The 21,252-nt window shown below is 59.4% G+C and carries 19 protein-coding genes; 3 read left to right on the forward strand and 16 right to left on the reverse strand.

Annotated elements, in window-relative coordinates; genetic code table 11:
* Positions 1 to 142 precede the first annotated feature (142 nt).
* On the forward strand, positions 143 to 2,107 hold the full coding sequence (locus BN3002_RS07140; RefSeq protein ID WP_058237278.1) for a glycoside hydrolase family 127 protein: 1,965 nt from the start codon (positions 143 to 145) through the stop codon (positions 2,105 to 2,107).
* A 57-nt stretch (positions 2,108 to 2,164) separates the two neighbouring features.
* Here BN3002_RS07140 and BN3002_RS07145 read toward each other — a convergent pair whose 3' ends face one another.
* The 4 genes from BN3002_RS07145 to BN3002_RS11155 form a co-directional block, all read right to left on the reverse strand.
* Positions 2,165 to 3,472, reverse strand: a complete 1,308-nt coding sequence (locus tag BN3002_RS07145; RefSeq protein WP_058237890.1) for a hypothetical protein — start codon at positions 3,470 to 3,472, stop codon at positions 2,165 to 2,167.
* A 214-nt stretch (positions 3,473 to 3,686) separates the two neighbouring features.
* Positions 3,687 to 4,712 (reverse strand): class II fructose-bisphosphate aldolase, encoded by a 1,026-nt coding sequence (gene fbaA, locus BN3002_RS07150; protein WP_058237279.1) that lies wholly within the window; start codon positions 4,710 to 4,712, stop codon positions 3,687 to 3,689.
* A 138-nt stretch (positions 4,713 to 4,850) separates the two neighbouring features.
* Positions 4,851 to 5,495 carry a TrmH family RNA methyltransferase gene (locus BN3002_RS07155; protein WP_058237280.1) on the reverse strand — a complete coding sequence of 215 codons (645 nt, stop codon included), beginning with the start codon at positions 5,493 to 5,495 and terminating at the stop codon, positions 4,851 to 4,853.
* 5 nt (positions 5,496 to 5,500) lie between these two features.
* Positions 5,501 to 5,701 carry a hypothetical protein gene (locus BN3002_RS11155; protein WP_154955713.1) on the reverse strand — a complete coding sequence of 67 codons (201 nt, stop codon included), beginning with the start codon at positions 5,699 to 5,701 and terminating at the stop codon, positions 5,501 to 5,503.
* On the opposite strand from BN3002_RS11155, the gene BN3002_RS07160 reads away from it, so the two are divergent.
* Positions 5,700 to 6,524: an HAD-IIA family hydrolase gene (locus BN3002_RS07160; RefSeq protein ID WP_058237281.1), complete on the forward strand. Its 825-nt coding sequence runs from the start codon at positions 5,700 to 5,702 to the stop codon at positions 6,522 to 6,524. The genes BN3002_RS11155 and BN3002_RS07160 overlap by 2 nt on opposite strands.
* Positions 6,525 to 6,617: 93 nt before the next feature.
* Here BN3002_RS07160 and pyrE read toward each other — a convergent pair whose 3' ends face one another.
* From pyrE to BN3002_RS07185, 5 genes are all read right to left on the reverse strand, one after another.
* Complete coding sequence (gene pyrE / locus BN3002_RS07165; RefSeq protein ID WP_058237282.1) at positions 6,618 to 7,184, reverse strand: orotate phosphoribosyltransferase; 567 nt, start codon at positions 7,182 to 7,184, stop codon at positions 6,618 to 6,620.
* Between the two features lie 152 nt (positions 7,185 to 7,336).
* On the reverse strand, positions 7,337 to 8,182 hold the full coding sequence (locus tag BN3002_RS07170) for a carbohydrate ABC transporter permease (protein WP_058237283.1): 846 nt from the start codon (positions 8,180 to 8,182) through the stop codon (positions 7,337 to 7,339).
* Positions 8,179 to 9,258: a carbohydrate ABC transporter permease gene (locus BN3002_RS07175; protein WP_058237284.1), complete on the reverse strand. Its 1,080-nt coding sequence runs from the start codon at positions 9,256 to 9,258 to the stop codon at positions 8,179 to 8,181. The genes BN3002_RS07170 and BN3002_RS07175 overlap by 4 nt, the downstream gene beginning before the upstream one ends.
* Positions 9,259 to 9,335: 77 nt before the next feature.
* Positions 9,336 to 10,658, reverse strand: a complete 1,323-nt coding sequence (locus BN3002_RS07180) for an ABC transporter substrate-binding protein (RefSeq protein WP_058237285.1) — start codon at positions 10,656 to 10,658, stop codon at positions 9,336 to 9,338.
* Positions 10,659 to 10,874: 216 nt separating this feature from the next.
* Positions 10,875 to 11,654 (reverse strand): SDR family NAD(P)-dependent oxidoreductase, encoded by a 780-nt coding sequence (locus tag BN3002_RS07185; RefSeq protein WP_058237286.1) that lies wholly within the window; start codon positions 11,652 to 11,654, stop codon positions 10,875 to 10,877.
* Positions 11,655 to 11,760: 106 nt separating this feature from the next.
* On the opposite strand from BN3002_RS07185, the gene BN3002_RS07190 reads away from it, so the two are divergent.
* The gene (locus BN3002_RS07190) at positions 11,761 to 12,648 is read left to right on the forward strand and encodes an exodeoxyribonuclease III (protein WP_058237287.1); all 888 of its coding nucleotides are present in this window, start codon (positions 11,761 to 11,763) and stop codon (positions 12,646 to 12,648) included.
* 133 nt (positions 12,649 to 12,781) lie between these two features.
* Here the strand turns inward: BN3002_RS07190 and BN3002_RS07195 are convergent, their stop codons facing one another.
* The 7 genes from BN3002_RS07195 to BN3002_RS07225 form a co-directional block, all read right to left on the reverse strand.
* The gene (locus BN3002_RS07195) at positions 12,782 to 13,576 is read right to left on the reverse strand and encodes a serine hydrolase domain-containing protein (RefSeq protein WP_058237891.1); all 795 of its coding nucleotides are present in this window, start codon (positions 13,574 to 13,576) and stop codon (positions 12,782 to 12,784) included.
* Between the two features lie 21 nt (positions 13,577 to 13,597).
* On the reverse strand, positions 13,598 to 14,338 hold the full coding sequence (locus BN3002_RS07200) for a TetR/AcrR family transcriptional regulator (protein WP_074026269.1): 741 nt from the start codon (positions 14,336 to 14,338) through the stop codon (positions 13,598 to 13,600).
* 197 nt (positions 14,339 to 14,535) lie between these two features.
* The gene (clpB, locus tag BN3002_RS07205; protein ID WP_082628590.1) at positions 14,536 to 17,235 is read right to left on the reverse strand and encodes an ATP-dependent chaperone ClpB; all 2,700 of its coding nucleotides are present in this window, start codon (positions 17,233 to 17,235) and stop codon (positions 14,536 to 14,538) included.
* Between the two features lie 149 nt (positions 17,236 to 17,384).
* Complete coding sequence (locus BN3002_RS07210; RefSeq protein ID WP_058237289.1) at positions 17,385 to 18,131, reverse strand: type 1 glutamine amidotransferase; 747 nt, start codon at positions 18,129 to 18,131, stop codon at positions 17,385 to 17,387.
* The gene (locus tag BN3002_RS07215) at positions 18,124 to 19,488 is read right to left on the reverse strand and encodes a Mur ligase family protein (RefSeq protein ID WP_074026209.1); all 1,365 of its coding nucleotides are present in this window, start codon (positions 19,486 to 19,488) and stop codon (positions 18,124 to 18,126) included. Before BN3002_RS07215 ends, BN3002_RS07210 begins: the two co-directional genes overlap by 8 nt.
* 174 nt (positions 19,489 to 19,662) lie before the next feature.
* On the reverse strand, positions 19,663 to 20,196 hold the full coding sequence (locus tag BN3002_RS07220) for a heat shock protein transcriptional repressor HspR (protein WP_058237290.1): 534 nt from the start codon (positions 20,194 to 20,196) through the stop codon (positions 19,663 to 19,665).
* 3 nt (positions 20,197 to 20,199) lie between these two features.
* The gene (locus BN3002_RS07225; protein WP_058237291.1) at positions 20,200 to 21,249 is read right to left on the reverse strand and encodes a DnaJ C-terminal domain-containing protein; all 1,050 of its coding nucleotides are present in this window, start codon (positions 21,247 to 21,249) and stop codon (positions 20,200 to 20,202) included.
* Positions 21,250 to 21,252 lie beyond the last annotated feature (3 nt).

A 21,252-nucleotide genomic window follows, 5' to 3' on the forward strand; every position in this document is an offset into this window, starting at 1 on the left:
CGTCGGCCGTATGCCGGTCGACGCGCCGTCTCCTTCTGGCAGTTTCTGATACGCCAGGTGTGCAGCGTATCAACGCACATTCGACGAATGGCCATCAGGCTACTACCATCAAAGAAAACGGTTCGAAAGGATTCACACTGCCGTGATTCGTGAACGTTCACATTTATCGTTTTTTTCTCCGTTACCAGGCGCACTGCCTCTCAAGTCAGTCACAGTTACTGATGATTTCTGGTCTCCACGTCGCGAAATCGTCCGCACGCGCTCACTTTCCCATCAGCAGGCTCAGATGAGCAAACCGGGGCATCATTTTGATGCGCTAAAAATGGCGTGGAAACCTGGCCAGACACCAGAACCTCACATCTTCTGGGATTCAGATATCGCCAAATGGATCGAAGCTGCATCGAATTCTCTGGCCGCCCATCCAGATCCCGCCCTCGAAAAAGCCGTTGATTCCACGATTGAACTGCTTGCCGGCGCCCAGCAGGACGACGGCTATCTCAATACCCATTTCACGCTGGTCGAGCCTGACAAGCGCTGGACAAACTTGCGAGATCAACACGAGCTGTATTGCGCCGGCCATCTCATTGAGGCTGCCGTCGCGCATACGTATGCAACCGGCTCGACAAAACTGCTGGGTGTTGTCACCCGCTATGTCGACCTGATTGACCGTGTGTTTGCAGATGATGGACCCTGCAGTGGCGGCTACCCAGGTCACGAGGAAATTGAACTCGCTTTGGTAAAGTTGGCTCGTCTTACGAACCAGACACGCTATCTTGAATTGGCGCAACGCTTTATTGATCGGCGCGGCCAGAAACCCTCATACTTCGCACTCGAAGAACGCGCGCGGACAGGCATGCAGTCAGATGACACATACGAATATCATCAGGCGCATCGACCCGTACGCGAGCAGGATGAAGCGGTTGGGCACGCAGTGCGAGCCATGTACCTCTATACCGCAATGGCTGACCTCGCAATCGCCACTCACGATCAGCGTCTGCGCGACGCATGCGAGACCCTGTGGAATGACGTGACGACACGCAAAATGTATGTCACGGGCGGAGTGGGATCCGAACCAGCACTCGAATCCTTCGGGCCTGCCTATCATCTGCCGAACGAACACGGCTACGCCGAAACATGCGCAGCTATCGGCCTCGTTTTCTGGGCACAACGCATGGCGTACATGACCGGTCAAGCACGTCACATTGATGTTCTTGAGCGCGCACTGTACAACGGGGTGCTTTCCGGAGCCTCACTCGATGGCATGAGCTATTTCTACGATAATCCTCTTGAGTCCGATGGGACGCGTTCGCGTTCACCGTGGTTTGGGTGCGCATGCTGCCCGCCGAATTTCGCACGTCTGCTCACTTCGCTCGAACACTTTATTTACTCCATCGACGAGGGCGACTCTCCTGCCACTTCGACTGAAGATACCACGTGTCACACTGCTGACGATCACAAGGCTGAAGTGATGACCGTCAATCTCTATATCAGCAGTGAGGCATCGTGGCCTGTTGCAAACGGCAGCATGAAAATCCAGCAGACGAGCAACATGCCATGGGATGGCCACGTCAATCTCACTGTCAGTGCCAGTTCCCCGACAGAGCACATGCTGCGTTTACGAATTCCGCAATGGGCTTCGTCATTCACACTGGCCATCAATGGCGAGTCTGTTACCCCTGCGATGTGCGACGGGTACGCGTGCATCGAACGAACGTGGCACGACTCGACGCAGGTGGACCTTCGTCTTGCGATGGACACAACCCGCGTGTGGGCAAATCCCCGCGTAGGAGGCTGCGCCGGCAAGGTGGCAATTGAACGTGGACCTCTGGTGTATTGCGCTGAAGAGATTGACAACGATGCACCCATACCATGCATTGCCATAGCCGATTGCTCTGACGCCGATACTTCTTTCAACAATGAGCTTGGTCTCTACGAGCTTCATCTTTCTGCCGCCGCGGCCACCTCCTCGGACAACGCGGCACTGTACTCGCATCACTCGCCGTCATTGACAAGCACTCGCGCAACATTGGTGCCGTACTACGCATGGAATAACCGCGGCCAGGGCGCAATGGCCGTATGGCTCCTGGATGCAGAAAGACTGCGGTAACAGCCTCAACATCCCATGCCGTCTCCGCCCACAACGCTCAGTTCCCCAAGAAAGAAACTACTGTGCGGCAGCGTCCGTGCGCCGGTCGGCTCGCAGTGCCAGCAGTTTCGCCAGTGACACTTCAGCAACGGAGTCAATGATGAGCAGTGAACCGAGGATACCGGCGACCTTGCTCCATCCGGATCGGGGTTTCGAGGTGCGGATCGCCGTTGCCACCAGCATCGCACCGGTTGCAGCTTCCACCGCTGCGCCGACGCGCACAATCCAGGGCTTTTCAAGCGCGGTCGAGTGGTAAGCTTCCCAGATGTTGTGGCCGGTTGCTTCCGGTTCCCGCAGCAGAATGTCAACGCTTCGACCAATTGCATTGGAAATTCCGCGCGCCATGTGAGGCTGCGTTCCCTCAACTGCTTCAGCCTCGCACCTGCCGAGCAGGAAGTCGGCGGCACTATCCGGCAGGCCAACTGCCGCTACGACGGCTTTCACTGCCTCGTCACCGCTCTTTGTGGTGGCGTCAATGAGTGCGTCGGCGTCGGCACCGGGAATCATCGCGGCGATTTCTTTCATATTCGTGTTTTCGCCGACGAGCGCGTCGATTTCGTCGGTGCTTTTCCCGCTGACACCGCGTTTGCCGGGGACCATCAGGTATCGCATTGCCCAGTTGAAGGAAATGACATGTTCAAGATGGTCGTCGGTCACCAGGAATATCTGGAATTCGTCATCTGCCATGGACAGCGTGACCAGCGGCAAATCGCCGAAGTTCCAGCCCAAACGTTCCGGGGGCAGTTCGGCAAAGAGTGCGCGTGCATCGCCGGGCAGCTCGAGATCTGCAATATCGACACCTTCGAGTGCCGCCAACAGTGGGACGGACGATGCGGGAGTCCGTCCGATTTCGATAATGCGCGATTTCACTGCATCGAGCGGTTCGTTCATGTCGCCATTGAATTGGGCGCGCAGTTCGTCCTGGCTTAATGAGGCTGTTTCGTCGGCCGTATCTGGTGCGTCCTTGTCGGAATCGTCGTCGCCTGCCTCGTCCGCCCGCGCATCGTCGTGCGGTCCGTCAACAACTTCATCCAGGTGGTCTGACTGGCCGGCGCCAAGTCGCACCTCGGCCTTGTAGGTGGTGGCAAGTTCGTCAGCGAGTTCCTGTTCGGTTGGTCCCGGTTTGAGGATCTCGGAGCGAGGTCCGATGGTGGCGAGCTTGCCATCATCGTTGGATGCCATGACAAAGCCCAGCAGCCGCGTGCTGCGGTCAAACCACTCCAGTCGCGCGACGATTCCTCTCTTGGACAAGTCTTCAGCGACTTCTTCAGGATTGAGTGTCTGGGCAATCATCATGCCGTCAATCCGATTCCACTGTTGCGTCATTGGATCCTCCCACGTTGATTTCACTACCAGTATCTCATCACGAGCAGACGTCTTGCGCCCCATTTTGAGCAGTCAGGCGCCGTTTTCTGCCTTTACACAGCGAAAAGGCTCGGATGGTCACGCTCGACAGCGCGCCCATCCGAGCCTTCTTCACGTCAGTCACCGGCAAGGTGACCGTTCGCGGATGCTGTCAGTGACAGCGGCTCGCGAATGCTTACTTCATCTTGGTGCCGGTGGAGCCCAGACGCTCACATGCCTCGACAACGCGAGCAGCCATGCCAGCTTCAGCAGCCTTGCCCCATGAACGAGGATCGTACTGCTTCTTCACGCCGACCTCGCCGTCGATCTTCAGAACGCCTTCGACGTTCTGCATCATCCAGGCGGCAACGGGACGGGTGAATGCGTACTGCGTGTCGGTGTCGACGTTCATCTTGATGACGCCGTTTTCGACAGCGGTGGCGATTTCCTCAGCGGTCGAACCGGATCCGCCGTGCATCACCAGGTCGAAGGGTCGATCGCCAGCATCGAACTTCTTGCCCACAGCTTCCTGGATCTCTCCGAGGATCTCCGGGCGCAGCTTGACGAAACCAGGCTTGTACGCACCGTGGACGTTACCGAAGGTCAGCGCTGTGATGTAACGGCCCTTTTCGCCCAGACCCAGTGCCTCGACGGTCTTGATGCCGTCTTCAGGAGTGGTGTAGAGCTTTTCGTTGATCTCACCCTTGATGCCGTCTTCTTCTCCGCCGACAACACCGATCTCAACTTCAAGAATGGTGTTGGACTTCTGCGACAGCTCCAGCAGTTCCTGAGCGATCTTCAGGTTCTCGTCCAACGGAACGGATGAGCCGTCCCACATGTGGGACTGGTAGAAGGGCAGACGTCCTGCCTTGACCTCTTCGGCTTCCAGTTCCATGAGCGGACGAATCCAGGAATCAATGTTCTGCTTGGCGCAGTGGTCAGTGTGCAGCGCGACGGTGACTGGGTAGTTCTTGGCAACCTCGCGTGCGTATGCAGCCATAGCGAGTGAGCCGGCAACGCGATCCTTGATCGTCGAGCCGGACCAGTATTCTGCGCCGCCCACAGAAACCTGGATGATGCCATCGGATTCTGCTTCCGCGAAGCCTCGCAGAGCTGCAGTCAGAGTTTGGGATGAGGTCACGTTGATCGCAGGGTAAGCAAACTTGCCCTTCTTGGCGCGATCGAACATTTCGTTGTAGACCTCAGGTGTTGCGATAGGCACAGGAGCCTCCTCTTTGAACGACAGTCGGTCAATCAGTATTATCTCATGTTTTGCTCGGCCGTGGAGGGGAGAAAGTCCCGTCCGACCATTGCACACTTATTGGCAGCAGGCCCAGCGCATGAGTGTTGACAATGGCCTCTAGCTCGTCGCCTTTGTTTGCACAACCCATGCCCACATAGCAATGGCAGCGGCATGACCCACATTCATCGACCGGGTCGACCCATACTGCGTGATGTGCAGGATCTGGGAACAAGCCCGCCGCATAGCTTCGCTCAGCCCGCCGCGTTCGGCACCAAAAACCAGGCATGCCCGCTCGGGAATCACGGCCCCTTCGAGCGGACGCGAGCCCTCCACATTGTCGATACCGATAAGCGTGATTCCCTGCTCGACGCACTGGCGAGCGAGTGCCTGACAGTCGTCAACATGCGCTACATCCAGGTAGCGATCAGTGACCATCGCGCCTCGACGATTCCACCGCTTACGCCCCACAATCCATACACGTCTGGCGCCAAGAGCGTTTGCGGTGCGCACAATCGAGCCGATATTGAAATCATGCTCGACGTTTTCAATCGCCACATGCAGCCCGGTGGAGCGCTGTGCCATGTCGGCACGGATGGCATCCATGGTCCAGTAACGGTACTGGTCTTCAACGTTTCGTGTATCGCCGTTCGCCAACAAGTCGGGGTCGAGTCGCTCGTCATCGGGCCATGCATTTGATCCCCCTGGCCACGGCCCTACCCCTGCAGGAGCGTTGGGTGCTGTTGAACGATTCGTATCCTCCACGGCGACTAGGGTACACGGATAATGAGCACCTCGGTTTCACAGGTCGCCTTGACACTGCACTCCAGCTTGTCCCTCGCCTCGTCTTGCCACTTCTCGACCTGAATGCCGCGCACCGCCATACACGTAGACACATGTCGCGACAGCATCTGCACCTTCTTGCCCCGCATCTGCCCACTAACGGTAGATCCTCGATACATTAGAGCCATGAACGAAAACCTCTACGACACGGTGCCGCTCTCGCAGATGCCACCGGCCACTGCCTGGCTGTCCGACATGGATGGCGTCCTGGTCAAGGAAAACCGCGCGCTTCCCGGTGCGCAGGAGTTCCTCGACGCATTGAAATCGCACAACATGCCGTTCCTGGTACTGACGAATAATTCAACGTTCACGAACCGCGACCTGTCCGCCCGACTGGCTCGTTCCGGCCTGGACGTGCCGGAAGACCGTATCTGGACGTCTGCCAACGCGACCGCTGCGTTCCTGTCGCAGCAGTCCCCGCAATCATCGGCTTACATTATTGGCGAGGCCGGCCTGACCACTGCTCTGCACAATGCGGGCTATATCATGACCGACACGGATCCTGAATTCGTGATTCTGGGCGAAACACGCTCCTACGACTTCAACGCCCTGACTCGCGCGATCCGTTTGATCGAAAAAGGCGCGAAGTTCATCGCCACCAACCCCGATGCGACCGGGCCTTCCGACGAGGGCACCCTTCCGGCAACCGGCTCCATTGCCGCGATGATCGAGCGTGCAACAAACCGCTCGCCCTACTACGTAGGTAAACCGAACCCCATTATGATCCGGGCCGCGCTCAATAAAATCGGCGCACACTCCGAGACCGCGGCGATGGTCGGTGACCGTATGGATACCGATATTCAGGCCGGTGTGGAGGCCGGACTGCGCACACACCTCGTGCTCACTGGCTCAACCGATGAACACGAAATTCAGAATTTCCCGTACCGCCCGTTTGGTGTTCACCAAGGCATTGGCGATCTGGTCGAATTGGTCGAAGCTGGACGCGGCTAAGCTCCGGCCAGTCCGCGCCAGGCTGGGATCAGCGTGCAGGCTACCCTCGTGAATCGACCTTCCGGTCAGCACTCACTGAGATCGAGGTAAAAGCTAATCGAGGTCGAGGTCAGCCAGTCCGAGGGCACTGAAATACGGCAGTCCTTCTGCTTCGATACGCTCTTTGGCACCCGTGGCGCGATCCACAACAACGGCAACTGCCAGGACTTCTGCCCCGGCTTCACGCAGAGCATGGACAGCTTCGATCGGTGAGCCACCCGTGGTGGAGGTATCTTCCAGGACGATCACTCGCCTGCCCTGAACGTCTGGGCCTTCGATGCGGCGCTTCATGCCGTGGTCCTTGGCTGCTTTGCGCACCACGAATGCGTCCAGGTTCAGGCCGCGAGAGGCCGCTGCGTGCATCATGGCGGTGGCCACCGGGTCGGCGCCCATCGTCAGACCGCCCACCGCGTCGTAGTCTTCGGGCCCGAAACCAGCTTCTTCCAGCATGTCCAGCATGACGTGGCCGATCAGGGGGCCTGCCTCGTGATGGAGGGTGGCTCGGCGCATATCGACGTAGAAATCAGATTCTTTGCCCGATGCCAGCGTGACGTGCTCGTGGATCACGGCGAGTTCACGTACCAGTTCGGCCAGGCGCGATTTATGGGAGTCATTAGTCATGGGGCAAGCCTACCGCGTGCAGTGCCGGCGCGGAGAGCTTGCCCCATGACATCACATTGGGCATTTCATCTGGGGAGTATTCGCGTGTAGTGGAGTACCCTGGCGCCTCGGTTGCCCGTTCCGTCTGGCGTTCCGCGGCGCCTGTGCCTCCTTTACTGTTTGACGCCACCTGCTGCCAGGCCGGCAACGATGCGGCGCTGGAAGATCAGCACCATGATGACCAGCGGCACGGTGACCACCACGCCGGCCGCCATCTGGGAGCCGAACGGCGTCTCAAACCCGGATACGCCACCGAACTGGGACACAATGACCGGAGCAGTCTTCATGTCCTGCTTGTTGACCATCGTCACGGCAATGAGGAACTCATTCCACGCATTGATAAAGACGATGATGGCAGTGGTGAAAATGCCAGGAGCGGCGATCGGAATGATGACTTTGCGGAAGGCCTGACCTGGCGTGCAGCCATCGACCATTGCGGCCTGTTCCAGTTCGCGCGGCATCTGCCTGAAGAAGCTGGTCAGGTTCCACACGGCCAGCGGCAGTGCGAATGACAGGTCGGGCACAATCATCGACTGATAGGTGTTGATCCATTCCCACTGTGTAAACAGCTTGAGCAACGGCACCACGATGGCGACCAACGGGAACATCGACGAGGCGATGACAATGGTCAGTACCAACGTCTTGCCCGGGAACTCCAGTCGCGCCAGAGCGTACGCGGTGAACGTCGCGACCAGCAGTGCCAGAATCGTCGTCACGCCGGCAACGATCAGCGAGTTCAACAGTGACTGCGTGAACAGGCGGTCTGGCTTGAAGACCTCAACGTAGTTTTCCATGCTCACTTCGCGCGGCCACAGCGTCGTGTCGAAAATGTCGCGCGTGGGACGCAGTGAGGACACGATCATCCAGTAGAACGGAGCCAGACAGAACACCACGATCGCGATGATGCCGATCCATGAGGACGTGTCGAGCAGAGCCGCCTTGACACCTTTGCTTTTCATCGTGTCACCTCCGCAGTCGATCCGGCCTGGGCAGGCGCGTCAGCTCCCCCGGTGGTGGACGAGGGTGGCCTTTGGACTTCTTTCGCTTCCTTCGAACGCTTGAAGAACGCGCTCAAACGCAGCTTCGAGCTCTTCTGCGACTGGCCGTCATCTTCAAACAGTTCTGCGCCGAGCAACTTGATGAAGGCGAAGGATATGAGGAAGACGTAGAGGAACAGGATCACTGCGTACGCAGCACCTGACCCGTATCTCAGGTTTGTTGCCTCATCCTGAACCAGCATGGACAGCGTTTCGACAGATCCTTTACGCGGTCCAATCAGAATGTAGGGCAGGTCGAACATGCGCAGAGCATCGAGAGCGCGGAACAGGACTGCGACAACGAGTGCTGGTTTGACCAGTGGAAGCGTGATGGACAGGAAACGACGCCATGCGTTTGCACCGTCAATCTTGGCTGCCTCGTAGACTTCCTCGGGAATGATCTGCAGACCGGCCAGGGTCAGCAGTCCGATGAACGGCGCCGTCTTCCACGTGTCGGCGATGATGATGGCGAATTTGGCGGGCCATTCAGATGTCGCCCACAGGATCTGCGTATTGAGCAGGGCGTTCGCAGCTCCGTGCGCATCGAAGATCCACTTCCACAGCACGGCCGAGATGGCAGTGGGAATGGCCCATGGCACGAGGATTGCCGCACGGACGAATCCGCGCGCCTTGATGGCCTGGTGCATGATGAGCGCCATGATCACGCCGAGGACGGTTTCGATACTGACTGTGACAAACGCGAAGAATGTCGTGTTCCAGAACGCGGTCCAGAATCGTGCGCCGGTGTCTCCGGCGAAAATGTTGATGTAATTGTCCAGTCCAACGAATGGCTCGGTATCGTTGACGAATCCTGTTTCAGGATCGATTCCCTTGGCGCCGAACAGCGACTGATACAGAGCCGAAATCGTGGGGAACAAAATGACGATTGAAATAACGATGATGGTGGGCGAAACAAGCAGTGCCGCCAGGCGACTTTGCTGTTTCTGCGACTCAGATTTTCCGCGACGTTGCGTCTTCTGAGCGGGTGCTTTCGCCATGAGTTCTTCCTCCTGGAAAGCGCGCTAAGGCTCCTGGTTGGGTGGCACAAGCCACCCAACCAGGAGCGGTGACAATGTTACTGCTGAGCAGATGTGAGCTCGGTGAGTTTAGCGCTCAGGTCCTTAACCGCCTGTTCGGACGTGGCCTGTCCCTGCAGTACGGGGAAGACGGCATCCTGGATCGCTGCCGACACGTCGCCGTAGTTCACAACCTGCGGGCGCGGTGCAGCGCTCTCGATGGAGCCCTTCAGCGCCGGCAGATACGGGTACTGGTCAATCAGTTCCTGATCGTCGTACAGCGCGGAGTAGATCGGGGCCAGTGTCTGCTCGGTGAGCAGGCGCTTCTCGATATCTTCTGAGGTGAACCACTTGATGAAGTCGTACGCGGTTGCCTTGTTCTTGCAGAAGCTGGAGATGGCGACGTTGTGGCCGCCCAGTGAGGACATGCCTCCTTCAGGCTGATCTGCGGTCAAACCAGGCAGCGGAGCAACTCCGAACTTGTCGCCCAGCTTTTCCTTGGTCAGGGAGTACTGGTATGGCCAGTTGCGGTAGTAGACCAGGCGGTCGCTCTCGAATGCTGCGCGGCCTTCTTCTTCCTTGTAAGTCAGGGCTTCTTCAGGAATGAAGTTATCCTTGAAGGCGTTTTCAAGCGTCTGCAGGCCCTTGAGGGCTTCAGGCGAGTCGACAACCACTTCGCCCTCGGGGCTGACAATCTGTCCGCCGGCGGAGTGAATGGCTTCGTCAACATTGACCGTCAGGCCTTCGTACTTGGCCATCTGTCCGCCATAGCACCCGATGTCTGAATGACCGTCGAGGCCGCGCACAGCTTCGCAGCCTTTCTTCATGTCATCCCACGTCTTGGGCGGATCGGTCACGCCGGCCTGCTCAAGCAGGTCCTTGCGGTAGTACAGAATGCCACCATCAGAAGCGTATGGAACGGCGTAAAGTTGGTCACGGTACAGGCCTGTCTGCCACACAGCCGGCAGAATCTTGTCCTTTTCGAAGTCTGCCTCGTTGAGCGGCTCAACCCAGCGGTGAGCAGCAAATTCGGCGACGTGGATGTTGTCCAGAGAAATAACGCAGTATGCATCTGATTGGGTCTGAGCGTTCTGAACCATCGAGTTGCGCTGCTGATCGGCTTCGGCCGACAGCTCGATCATCTCAACCTTTTCGTCCGGGTGGTCCTTGTTCCAATCCTCCAACATGGGAGCCATCAGACCGGAGTTGTCTTTACCCTGCACATAGGTGATGGGGCCGCGCCCCTCGAATTCACCGGTTGCGCCGCCACCAGAGGCACCTGAGTCCCCTGATGTCTGTCCGCCACCGCCACTGCTACATGCCGTCATCAGCACCATCGCAGCAGCGCCAGCTGCCAAGGCAATTCCTTTTCTGGTTGCCATTTGCGTTCACTCCTTCGTGTCAAAAAACCTGAATTTGGTGGTCTCTCAGATCGAGCCGCCTCTCAGGTGCCGATCAACGATCGACGTCGCTTTCACTCTACAACGTTTTCTCCACAAAATGTATGCGATTGCAGCGCGTTACATTTGTTTACATTTGGTAACAATTTTGGCAAACTTGCCCGCACAACGCCCCGCGATGCTAGCAGCCCCGTCACGCTACATGTGCGGCACGGCGCGCATCACCTTACGCATCAACCACCGCGGAGTCAGCCGAGAGACCACATTCGCGCTCTTATACAGCGCAGTCGGCGTCACCAGCACCCGCCCTCGACGAACGGCCTCAAGAGCTTGCGAGACCACCGTTTCCGCATCCGACCAGATCCATCCCGGTGTGTCGGACACATCAACATCAGCTGCCTTGTGGAAGTTTGTGCGCGTCATGCCCGGTGATACAGCGGTGACAGTCACCCCGGTTCCTTCCAGTTCGAACGCCAATCCTTCGCTGAAGGCTTTCACCCACGCTTTGTGCGCGCTATAGGTACCCATCCCGGTCTCTGCAGCGATGGAGGAGATGTTGCAGATGGCGCCTACTCCTCGTCGGCGCATGGCACGACCAGCGTGGTACGACAGCACCATGACGGCTCGCACCATCACATCCAGGGCCTGCTCTTCCGTCTCCAGTTCGTTGTCGAGGAACTCCTCCCCCAGACCCATCCCTGCGTTATTGACCAGCAGGCCCACCGGTGCACATCCAGATTCATCATCAGGCTGAACGTCGAGACGCTCGGCAACCCGCTGTACGTCCCCGGTTTGCGACAGGTCAGCTGCGATCACCTCGGTCGTGATGTTCGCGATCTGCTCCAGACGATTGGACAGGTCATCGAGTTTTTCCTGCGTGCGGGCAACCAGAACCAGATCATGTCCCGCCTCGGCAAGTTGCCAGCAGAATTCTTCTCCCAGACCTGATGTTGCTCCCGTGACTAAAGCTGTACCCATAACCTCATCGTAAGGTCGCCGGCGCATGCATGCTCGCTCAGTGACCAGCATGCGCCGACGGATCCATGCTCGCTCAACGCTTGGCCTGCGCCGGTAGGGTGGAGACATGAGGATTGGAACCTGGAACATTAACTCAGCCCGTACCCGCGTCGACCGCGTCATCGAGTGCTGCGCGCGGTGGAATCTGGACGTACTGGCAATGCAGGAGATCAAATGCAAGCCGGGTCAGTTCCCGATTGACGCGTTCACCGATGCCGGCTACCGCGTGGAGGTTCACGGACTCAACCAGTGGAATGGCGTGGCGATCGCTTCCAGGCTTCCCATTCTCAGCGTATCCCGCGACTTTCCGGGAGCGCCCACATGGGGAGATCCTGCGCGCGTCGAAGCGCGTGCCCTGCGAGTGCGGATCGACGATGGAACGCCTGAAGGACTGGATGTGTGGAGTCTGTATGTTCCGAACGGCCGCGAGATTGACCACCCGCACTACCAGTACAAACTCCAGTGGCTCGCCGCACTGCGCGCTGCCGTTTCACCTTACGTTGCAGGCGATTCCAGCGGGGTATCCAAGGGCGATGCCCCGGGTGAGGACTCACTGGCCGAGGGCGGCGCTGTCCCACCTGCAACGGCATCGGATGAGGGCGGCTCACCGAGCGCACTGCTGGTGGGCGACTGGAATGTGGCACCGCGCGATGAGGACGTGTGGGATATCGACTTCTTCGACGGCCGTACCCACGTCACACAGCCAGAGCGTTCCGCCTTTGAGGCTTTTGCAGCCGATGGATGGGTGGAAGCGACTCGTCCTCGCGTCACGAACTACACGTACTGGGACTACCAGCAGCTGCGTTTCCCTCGTAACGAAGGAATGCGCATTGACTTCATGTATGCGACGCCTGCACTTGACGCCCGCATCACGCAGGCGTGGATTGATCGCGATGAACGCAAAGGCAAAGGGGCCTCTGACCACGTGCCGGTCATCGTTGAGATCGCACATTAGGGTGCCTCTGCCCGAGGTGGCCGCACGACGCATACTCTCGATGCGTGGAGCGCAGACAAATGGGCCGGCAGCAGAGCGTTATCGGAGGCTGTCGCCAGCAGGGCACCGTTGCAAGGCGTCGCCAGCAGTGCCCTTATGCGAAGCGCTCAAGAATCTGATCATTGAGCAGGCACCAATTCTTCTTGTGCCAACTGCCAAACTTCTCTGTGCCGACGAATACAGCCGCCAGGTCTCGACCACGATCAACCCAGATGAACGAGCCGGACACTCCGAAGTGCCCAAACGTGGCGGGGTCGGCATGCTGAGATGTCCAATGCGGCGATTTGTGGCCGCGGATCTCCACGCCCAGCCCCCAGGGGCACGGGCGGTGCTTACGGTATCCAGGCACGAAGCCATCCAGATCAGGGAACTGCACTGACACGGATTGTTGATCAAGGTCCTCGCTGATCAGCGTGGGAGCGAGGAGCTCCTGAGCCAGAGCAATCAGATCCGCCGCACTTCCAACCGCGGAATAAGCAGGAGATCCGGGCGCATCTGCTGTTGTCATTCCCAGCGGCTCCAGGACACTCAGCTCGATCCAGCGACTGAGTTCTTCACCTGTGGCCTCGCTTGTTGCCTCCCCTAAGATGTCGAAGCCTGCGTTGGAATAGATCCGCACCGTTTCTGGGGGCACCTGCGCCTCGCGCGAGTCGGCTGCAATTCCGGAGGCGTGAGCCAGCAGGTGACGCACGGTAGATCCTGTCGGCCCCAGCGGATCATCAAGGTTCATCAGGTGCTGGTCAATTGCCACAAGGATGGCGCGTGAGGCGATGACTTTCGTGACCGATGCCAGAGGGTAGACCACTGACTCATCGCCTTGCACATACAGCGTGCGGTCGCTGCGCAGCACTGCGAGCGCGTGTTCGAACGGGACGGGGTACAGATCCATGTCAGCCACTATGCCTCCAGGTTACGAACTGAGAGTCCCTGCCACTCGCAGGAAACGTGCATAAACGTCACCGACTTCTTCAGGGATCGCCTGGCCCACTTTCAGTGTTGTGTCCGAATCCAGTCCGAGGAGTCGGTGGGTCTGTGCCAGGAAGATAGCCACTGTTTGGAGCCCCGTCTCCTCATCGTCGGAGTAGCGGGCCTGCAGAGACAGGCCGAACCATATCTGCATAAGGGTTTTCGCCAGGAACGCCGGACTGAGATCGGTCTTGACAATGCCCTCAGATGCCAAGCGGGTCACCTCGTCGCGCAGGAAATCGTGGATCGCATAGATCCTCGCGACGAAGTGATCGTGAACAGGGTGCGTCGTTGATGCTGCTTCAACTGCAAGAATGCACTCCAGGTCAATAATCATCGAGACATCCGGGTTGTTCGCCAATCTCATCATGGCGATCGCAAAGTCGAACAGCGTTTCGGGAATGACGCGCGCCTGAACGGTCCGGCCATTTTCGGCGTCTTCCACGAAATCAACCAGCCCCGCTCGTTCCTCCATGCGGTTGATCACAGAACCCAGCAGCGCTTCTTTTGATGGGAAGTGGTAGATGACCGCAGGATGGGATATTCCCACTTCACGACCGATGTCACGCAATGATATGCCGGCGAAGCCACGGCGCGAGATGAGCGACATCGCCACGTTCAGGATAGATTCGCGGGTGGCCAGGCCAGTCGAGTATGAACCGCGATTCTTGCGCCCTGTCGTCACGATTGCCACCTCAACATGTCTTTGAACCGGTGCTTTGAATGCGCCACGGATAGATCCGTCCCCAGTCTATCTGCAACTCGGCATCAAACTGAGCCGCCCTCGCCAAACTAGACGAAGGCGGCACCAGTGATCACCCCACCAATTATTCACTTGCGATTTTACCTGTCAGGATCGGCGGGTGCAGGATTTCCCGACGCTTACTCGGCGCTGTCGTCCGGCGTGTATTCGCTTTGCTCGGCGCTGTGGTCCGGCGAATGATCGCCATACTCGTCGCCATCAGGCTCGGATGGCCTGACGCGCTGCATCGTCAGGGATCTGAGATCCTCGCTGACATCCACGCGCACTTCGTCACCGTCATGCACCTGGCCGGACAGAATCATCGTGGCCAGTCGGTCCCCCACCTCGCGCTGAACAGTGCGACGCAACGGACGAGCACCATAGGCCGGATCGTATCCTGCACGAGTCAGCCATCGGCGTGCCGGTTCGGTCACCGTCAGCGCGATGCGCCGGTCAGCCAATCGACGGGCAAGCGCCGCAACCTGAAGGTCTGCGATCTGCGCCAGCTCTTCACTGGTGAGCGGTTCAAACATGAGGACCTCATCAAGACGGTTGAGGAACTCAGGTTTAAATGCCATCCGCACCTGCTGCATGACCGCGTCATGGCGTTCCTGCTGTGACAGCGCGCTGTCGGCGAGGAACTGTGAGCCCAGGTTCGATGTCAGAATGAGGATCGTGTTGCGGAAGTCAACCGTGCGTCCCTGCCCGTCGGTCAGTCGCCCGTCGTCCAGGACCTGCAACAGGATGTTGAAGATCTCAGGATCGGCCTTCTCGACCTCGTCCAACAAAATGACGCAGTACGGGCGGCGGCGAACGGCCTCGGTGAGCTGACCGCCTTCCTCGTATCCGACATATCCGGGCGGAGATCCGACCAGGCGAGCAACCGAATGCTTCTCGGAATACTCGCTCATGTCGATTCGCACCATGGCGCGCTCATCGTCGAAGAGGAAGTCCGCCAGCGAGCGTGCCAGCTCGGTCTTACCGACACCAGTGGGTCCGAGGAACAGGAATGATCCATCGGGACGGTTCGGGTCAGACAGCCCGGCGCGCGAACGACGCACCGCATCGGCTACGGCGCGAACAGCCTTCTTCTGACCGATCAGTCGCTTGCCGATCACGTCTTCCATCTCAAGCAGTTTCTCGGTTTCCCCCTGGAGCAGGCGCCCCACAGGAATTCCGGTCCATGACTCGACAACTTCCGCGATGGTGGTGGCATCGACTTTCTCCGCGATCATCGGCTCAGGCGTGCTGCCGTCTGCCGCGTCACGTTCGGCTTCCGACTCGGCCTGCTCGATCTGGTGTTCGACAGCGGGGATCTCGCCGTTTTGCAAGCGACCGGCTTCCTCCCATTTGTTCTGGCGGATCGCCAGCTCCAGTTGAGTGCGCAGGTCATCGAGCGTGACACGCAGGTCACCGACCTTGTTGTGCCCGGCCTTTTCAGCCTCCCACCGGCTGGTCAGCGCGTTGAGTTCTTCCTGCCGGTCAGCCAGGTCCTTGCGCAGCTTCACCAGGCGTTCCTGCGTGGCAGCATCCCCCTGATCGGGATCGGACTCGGCAAGGTAGGATTCCTCCATGCGCAGCCTGTCCACCTGGCGACGCAGCTGATCAATTTCCACGGGGCTGGAATCCAGTTCCATACGCAGCCTGGATGCGGCCTCGTCAATCAGGTCAATCGCCTTGTCGGGTAGTTGCCTCCCGGTAATGTAGCGGTCGGACAGTTGCGCAGCAGCGACGAGGGCACCGTCGGAAATCGTGACTTTGTGGTGTGCTTCGTACTTGGGTGCAATGCCGCGCAGAACGGCGATGGTGTCCTCCACTGACGGCTCCCCGATAAAGACCTGCTGGAAACGGCGTTCCAGTGCAGGGTCCTTTTCGATGTTTTCGCGGTACTCGTCCAGTGTGGTGGCACCCACCATCCGCAGCTCGCCGCGCGCCAGCATGGGTTTGAGCATGTTGCCCGCATCCATTGATCCTTCAGCGGCACCGGCGCCAACAACTGTGTGCAGCTCATCAATGAAAGTGATGATCTGCCCGTCCGAACGTGCGATTTCGTTGAGAACGGCTTTGAATCGCTCCTCGAAGTCGCCACGATACTTGGCACCTGCCACCATCGATGAGATGTCCAGTGACACGACTCGTTTGTCTTTGAGCGAGTCGGGCACGTCACCGGCAACAATTCGTTGCGCCAAGCCTTCGACCACAGCGGTCTTGCCGACACCGGGTTCACCGATCAGCACAGGGTTATTCTTCGTGCGTCGTGACAGGACCTGAATGATGCGGCGGATCTCGTTGTCACGGCCGATGACCGGGTCGAGTTTTCCTTCACGCGCCACCTGCGTCAGGTCGCGACCGTATTTCTCGAGTGCTTCAAATGAGCCTTCGGGGTTGGCCGACGTGATCGGGTCAGGGCGCAGCTGCGAAAGTGCACGGGTCAGCGCTTCTTCCGTCGCCCCCTGATCGGTCAGGATCTTTCCTGCATCCGTGCCCGAGGCTGCGAGCGCGATGAGCAGGTGTTCGGTTGACGTGTACTGGTCCCCGCCCTCTTTCGCCCTGCGCTGCGCGTCGGTGATGACGGTGAGCAGCGTGCGGGATGTGGCGGGCTGAGTGGTCGTGGCACCTTGTGTGGAGGGCAGTTTCACCAAAGCGCTGCGGGTGCGTGCGCCCACGACCTTCCGGTCTGCTCCAACGCTTGCCAGCAGGGACAGGGCGATACCCTCGTTTTGTTCGAGCAGTGCGCCCAGCAGATGCAGGGGCTCGACCTGCGGATTGGATGCGGCTGCCGCTGACTGCAGCGCCGATCCGATGGCTTCCTGAGCCTTCGTTGTGAACTCTTCGCTCACGTGTACCTCCTAAAGTGTTGCCCCTCAGCCACCTTCCGGACCGTTAGTTTTCGGTCAACGAGGGAGTCTGACGGGCTTCGTTGTCTGATCTACTCATTACAACGACACACGCCTTGAGTCTATTCCACTCAACTTTGTGATTCAGGAGTTCAGTTGCCGACCTCACTGTGCACAGCCTGCAGGCGTTCTTCGCGCAGGCGCTGCACGCCGGGAACAGTCAGTTCAGACAGGTCTGTCATCGCTATTCCCATTGCCTGGCTCAGCAGGTAGTCAGCCAGCTGCGGGTTGCGCGCCAGGACGGGGCCGTGCATATAGGTGGCGATGATAGACCCCTGGTGGACACCGTCGCATGCTCCGTCGCCTGTATTGACGCCGTTGCCCGTTCCGCGGATGACGGTTCCCAGTGGCGTGGCATCCGGTCCGCATGTTGTGGCACCGCCATGATTTTCAAATCCTGTGAGCAGGTCGGTCAGCCCGTCGATTCGGGGCGTGGTGAGAATCTCACCGATAGTTCTGCTGCCCTGAGGTGCGGTGGTGACGTCCAGGAATCCCAAACCGGGCACGCGCACTGCGTTAGCATCCTCGTACCATTGGCCCAGCACCTGCAGGGAGGCGCAGATCGCCAGAATGGGGGCACCCCGCTCAACAGCGCGTTTCAGCCCGGTGCCGTCACTCATTTTTCGAGCGGCGAGAGCCTGGGCGGTGTCCTCTCCCCCACCCAGGGTGTACAGGTCAAGGTCTTCAGGCACGCATGTGTCCAGGTCGACGCTGATGATGTCAGCATCAATTCCGCGCCTGCGTGCGCGTTCGCACAGCACCACCGCGTTGCCGGTATCGCCGTACGTGCCCAGTACTTCGGGGTAGAGCACACCGATCCGCAAGGTTGATTCACTCATCGCGTCCTCCCTCGGCCGTCGTCTGCGTGCTCTGCGTACCGGCGTGGCGTTCTTTTTCGCGCCGGTCAATTTCACGTTTCGTGTCACGAAATGACGTGTAGTTTGCCAGGAATTCGATGCGTCCTTCAGCACAGCGCGTCAATGCCTCGATCGTGTCGGGCACACATTCACAGTGGATGCCTGCATATTCGAGGCGCACAGCCAGATCCGCCGCGCGTTCCCCCGACGCCACGACGCGTTCGGCGCACGGATACTGTTGGAGCACTGAAAAGTCCACGTCCCACAGCCATGACAGGTCTTCGCCATCAGGGATCTGCCCGTTCACCGCGATGACCAGTCCGTTCGCAGTGGCATCCACCATCGTCATGGCTTCCTGCCACCCGGCCGGGTTCTTCGCCAGCATCATACGCACGCGGCGACCATTGACCTCGTGAGTGGAATACCTCCCTGCTACTTCTCTGACCTCACCGATCGCCCGACTCGCGCCGTCAATGTCGACGCCCACTTGATGCGCAGCCACGATCGCGTGCGCCGCGTTGCCGAGGTTCGCTGCTCCAGGCAAATTCAGTTTCACGTCGGTGGCGTGGCCCTCGCGCGAACGAAGTGTCGCCTGGCCGGACGCCTCGACCTTTTCCAGCCACCAGTCAGGTTCGGGACGCCGATAGGGGTGGTCTGCCCCGACTACATGCCAATCATCGCCTTGACGCACGAGCCTGCCGCCGCGGGGAAATCCTGCTGAGTCCGCCCCCCACGTGGTACCGGCTGCCACCCAGATCACCGACTTCGCATCCCATGCGGCTGAAGCGATCAGGGGATCATCACAGTTCGCAACAATGGTTGCATCGGGGTGGGCATTGACTGCCTGACGCAGCCGCCGCTCCACTGTGCCGATTTCACCGACACGATCCAGCTGGTCGCGTGACAAGTTGAGCAGCACCATCACTGCAGGGTTGACCTGTCCGGCAACGATCGGCAGGTGCATTTCATCGACTTCCAGTGCAGCGAATTGTGCGCGAGGCGCCATCATGAACGCACTGACAATGCCGGGCGGCATGTTGTCGCCGTTCACGTTCGAGGCAACCTGCCCGCGTGTGGACAGCGCTGCGCGAATCATTCGCGTCGTCGTGGATTTACCGTTCGTGCCGGTGACTGTGACGCAACGGCACCCTCGGGACACTTCCGAAAGAACGTTTGGAGCCAGTGCGAGGGCGACTCTCCCACCGATCATTCCGCCTGAACCTCGTCCCAGAGCACGAGAGGCGGTGCGAGCCAGCGATCCAATTCCCGTTGCCACGCGGGAGCGAAGGGATCGCGACGAGTTCGACGATGGTCGGGTCGAATCATGAGGCACTGTCATGAGGTCACATTAGCGCGGCAAAGGCCCGCACCTCCACTTTCAGCTGGTGTGGTGCGGACCTTGAAAAAGCACATGCGCTTCCATGTCGATTATGGTGGGGCATATCGCTGAGGTCTCGCCTCGTGGGGCGCATCGGTCGGGTCCTGCCCGTCCCGAGAGGCGTAGAGGTTGAGCCTAGCCGTCGCGACGCGCTTGCCAGTCATTCATCCAGAAACTCACCAGGTCCATCAGCTGAGTAGGCGCCCATCTGACCAGTGCTCCACCGTGGAACGTCAGTTCAGTCCCTGTTGATGCGCCTGTGTCCACCGGCGTGTCAGCACCTCGCCGGGCCGAACCCGGACGCTCGCCACGACGCAGTGAAGAGACTTCACCTGTCGGTGAGGCGGCAAAGACACGGTCGCGTCGCCGCCTGACTTCATCGAGCTGATGTTCGAGCGCGTCACGTTCGCCTTCAAGCTGTTCGAGTGCCCGCTCCAGGTCGAGGATTCTGCGAATTCCCGCCAGATTAATGCCCTCTTCCTGGGACATGACCTGGACGGCGCGCAGACGTTGGATGTCACGGTGCGTGTAGCGCCGCCCTCGTCCCTTGGTGCGGGCAGGCGTCACCAGGCCCAGGCGGTCATACTGCCGAAGCGTCTGCGGATGCATGCCTGCCAGTTCTGCCGCCACAGAAATCACGAACGTCGTTTGCGAGTGAGAAGGCAGCATGTCTTACGCCTCCGCCCGCTTTGCAAGGTCAGCGCGTGGATCCCAGTCACCCAGCGACGCGCTGAAGGCGTCGAGCGCCTCGCGCTGCTGTTTCGTGAGCTTCGTGGGGACAGCAACCTGCACCTCGACCATCAGGTCACCACGACGCTTCCCGTTGGGCGCTCCGCGGTGGCGCAGTCTCAATACGGCGCCTGACTGAGTGCCTGCGGGGATCTTCATGGCGACATGTGAGCCGTCAGGAAGAGGCACGCTGACTTTGGCGCCCAATGCTGCCTCCGACATCGTCACCGGCAGCTGCATCCGTAGGTTGTCACCGTCGCGCGAATAAACAGGGTGCCTAGCCACGTTGATCGTGACGATCAGGTCACCGTTCTTCCCGCCATTTGAGCCGGGACGCCCCTTGCCGCGCAGACGGATCTTCTGACCGTCCTTCACGCCGGCAGGGATGCGCACCGTCATCGAATGGCCGTCAACGGTCATCCGCACGGTGGTGTCTTCCATGGACTGGCGGAACGTCAGTGTAGTGGAGGCACGCAGGTCATTTCCACGTTGGGGTCGAGGACCACCAAAACCTGCTCCGGGCGCTCCCTGACCGAATGAGCCCGACCCGTAGGGGCCAGACTGTCCGCCGGCGCTGCCGCCGAACAGGTTCGAGAACATATCCTCAAATCCTGCTCCGCCGCCGCCCTGGGTGCTGTAGCGCACTCGGGTCTGACCACCCGGCCCACCGCCACCGCCGAACAGGTTGGAAAACAGGTCTTCAAAGCCCGCTCCGCCAGCCGCGCCGCCGGGGCCTGCCTGGAATCGTGCCCCGCCACCTGCCATTGAGCGCAGCGCATCGTATTGTTTGCGCTGTTCAGGATCTGACAGGACGGCGTAGGCTTCACCGATTTCCTTGAAACGCTCTTCGGCTTTCGCATCTCCAGGATTCTGATCGGGGTGCCACTTTCGGGCAAGCTTGCGGTAGGCCTTCTTAATGGCTGCCGCGTCGGCGTCTTTCCCGACTCCCAGAGTCTTGTAGAAATCTTTTTCCAACCAATCTTGTCCGCTCATGTC

The organism is Actinomyces ihuae (assembly GCF_001457875.1).
GTDB classification, from domain to species: domain Bacteria; phylum Actinomycetota; class Actinomycetes; order Actinomycetales; family Actinomycetaceae; genus Pauljensenia; species Pauljensenia radingae_A.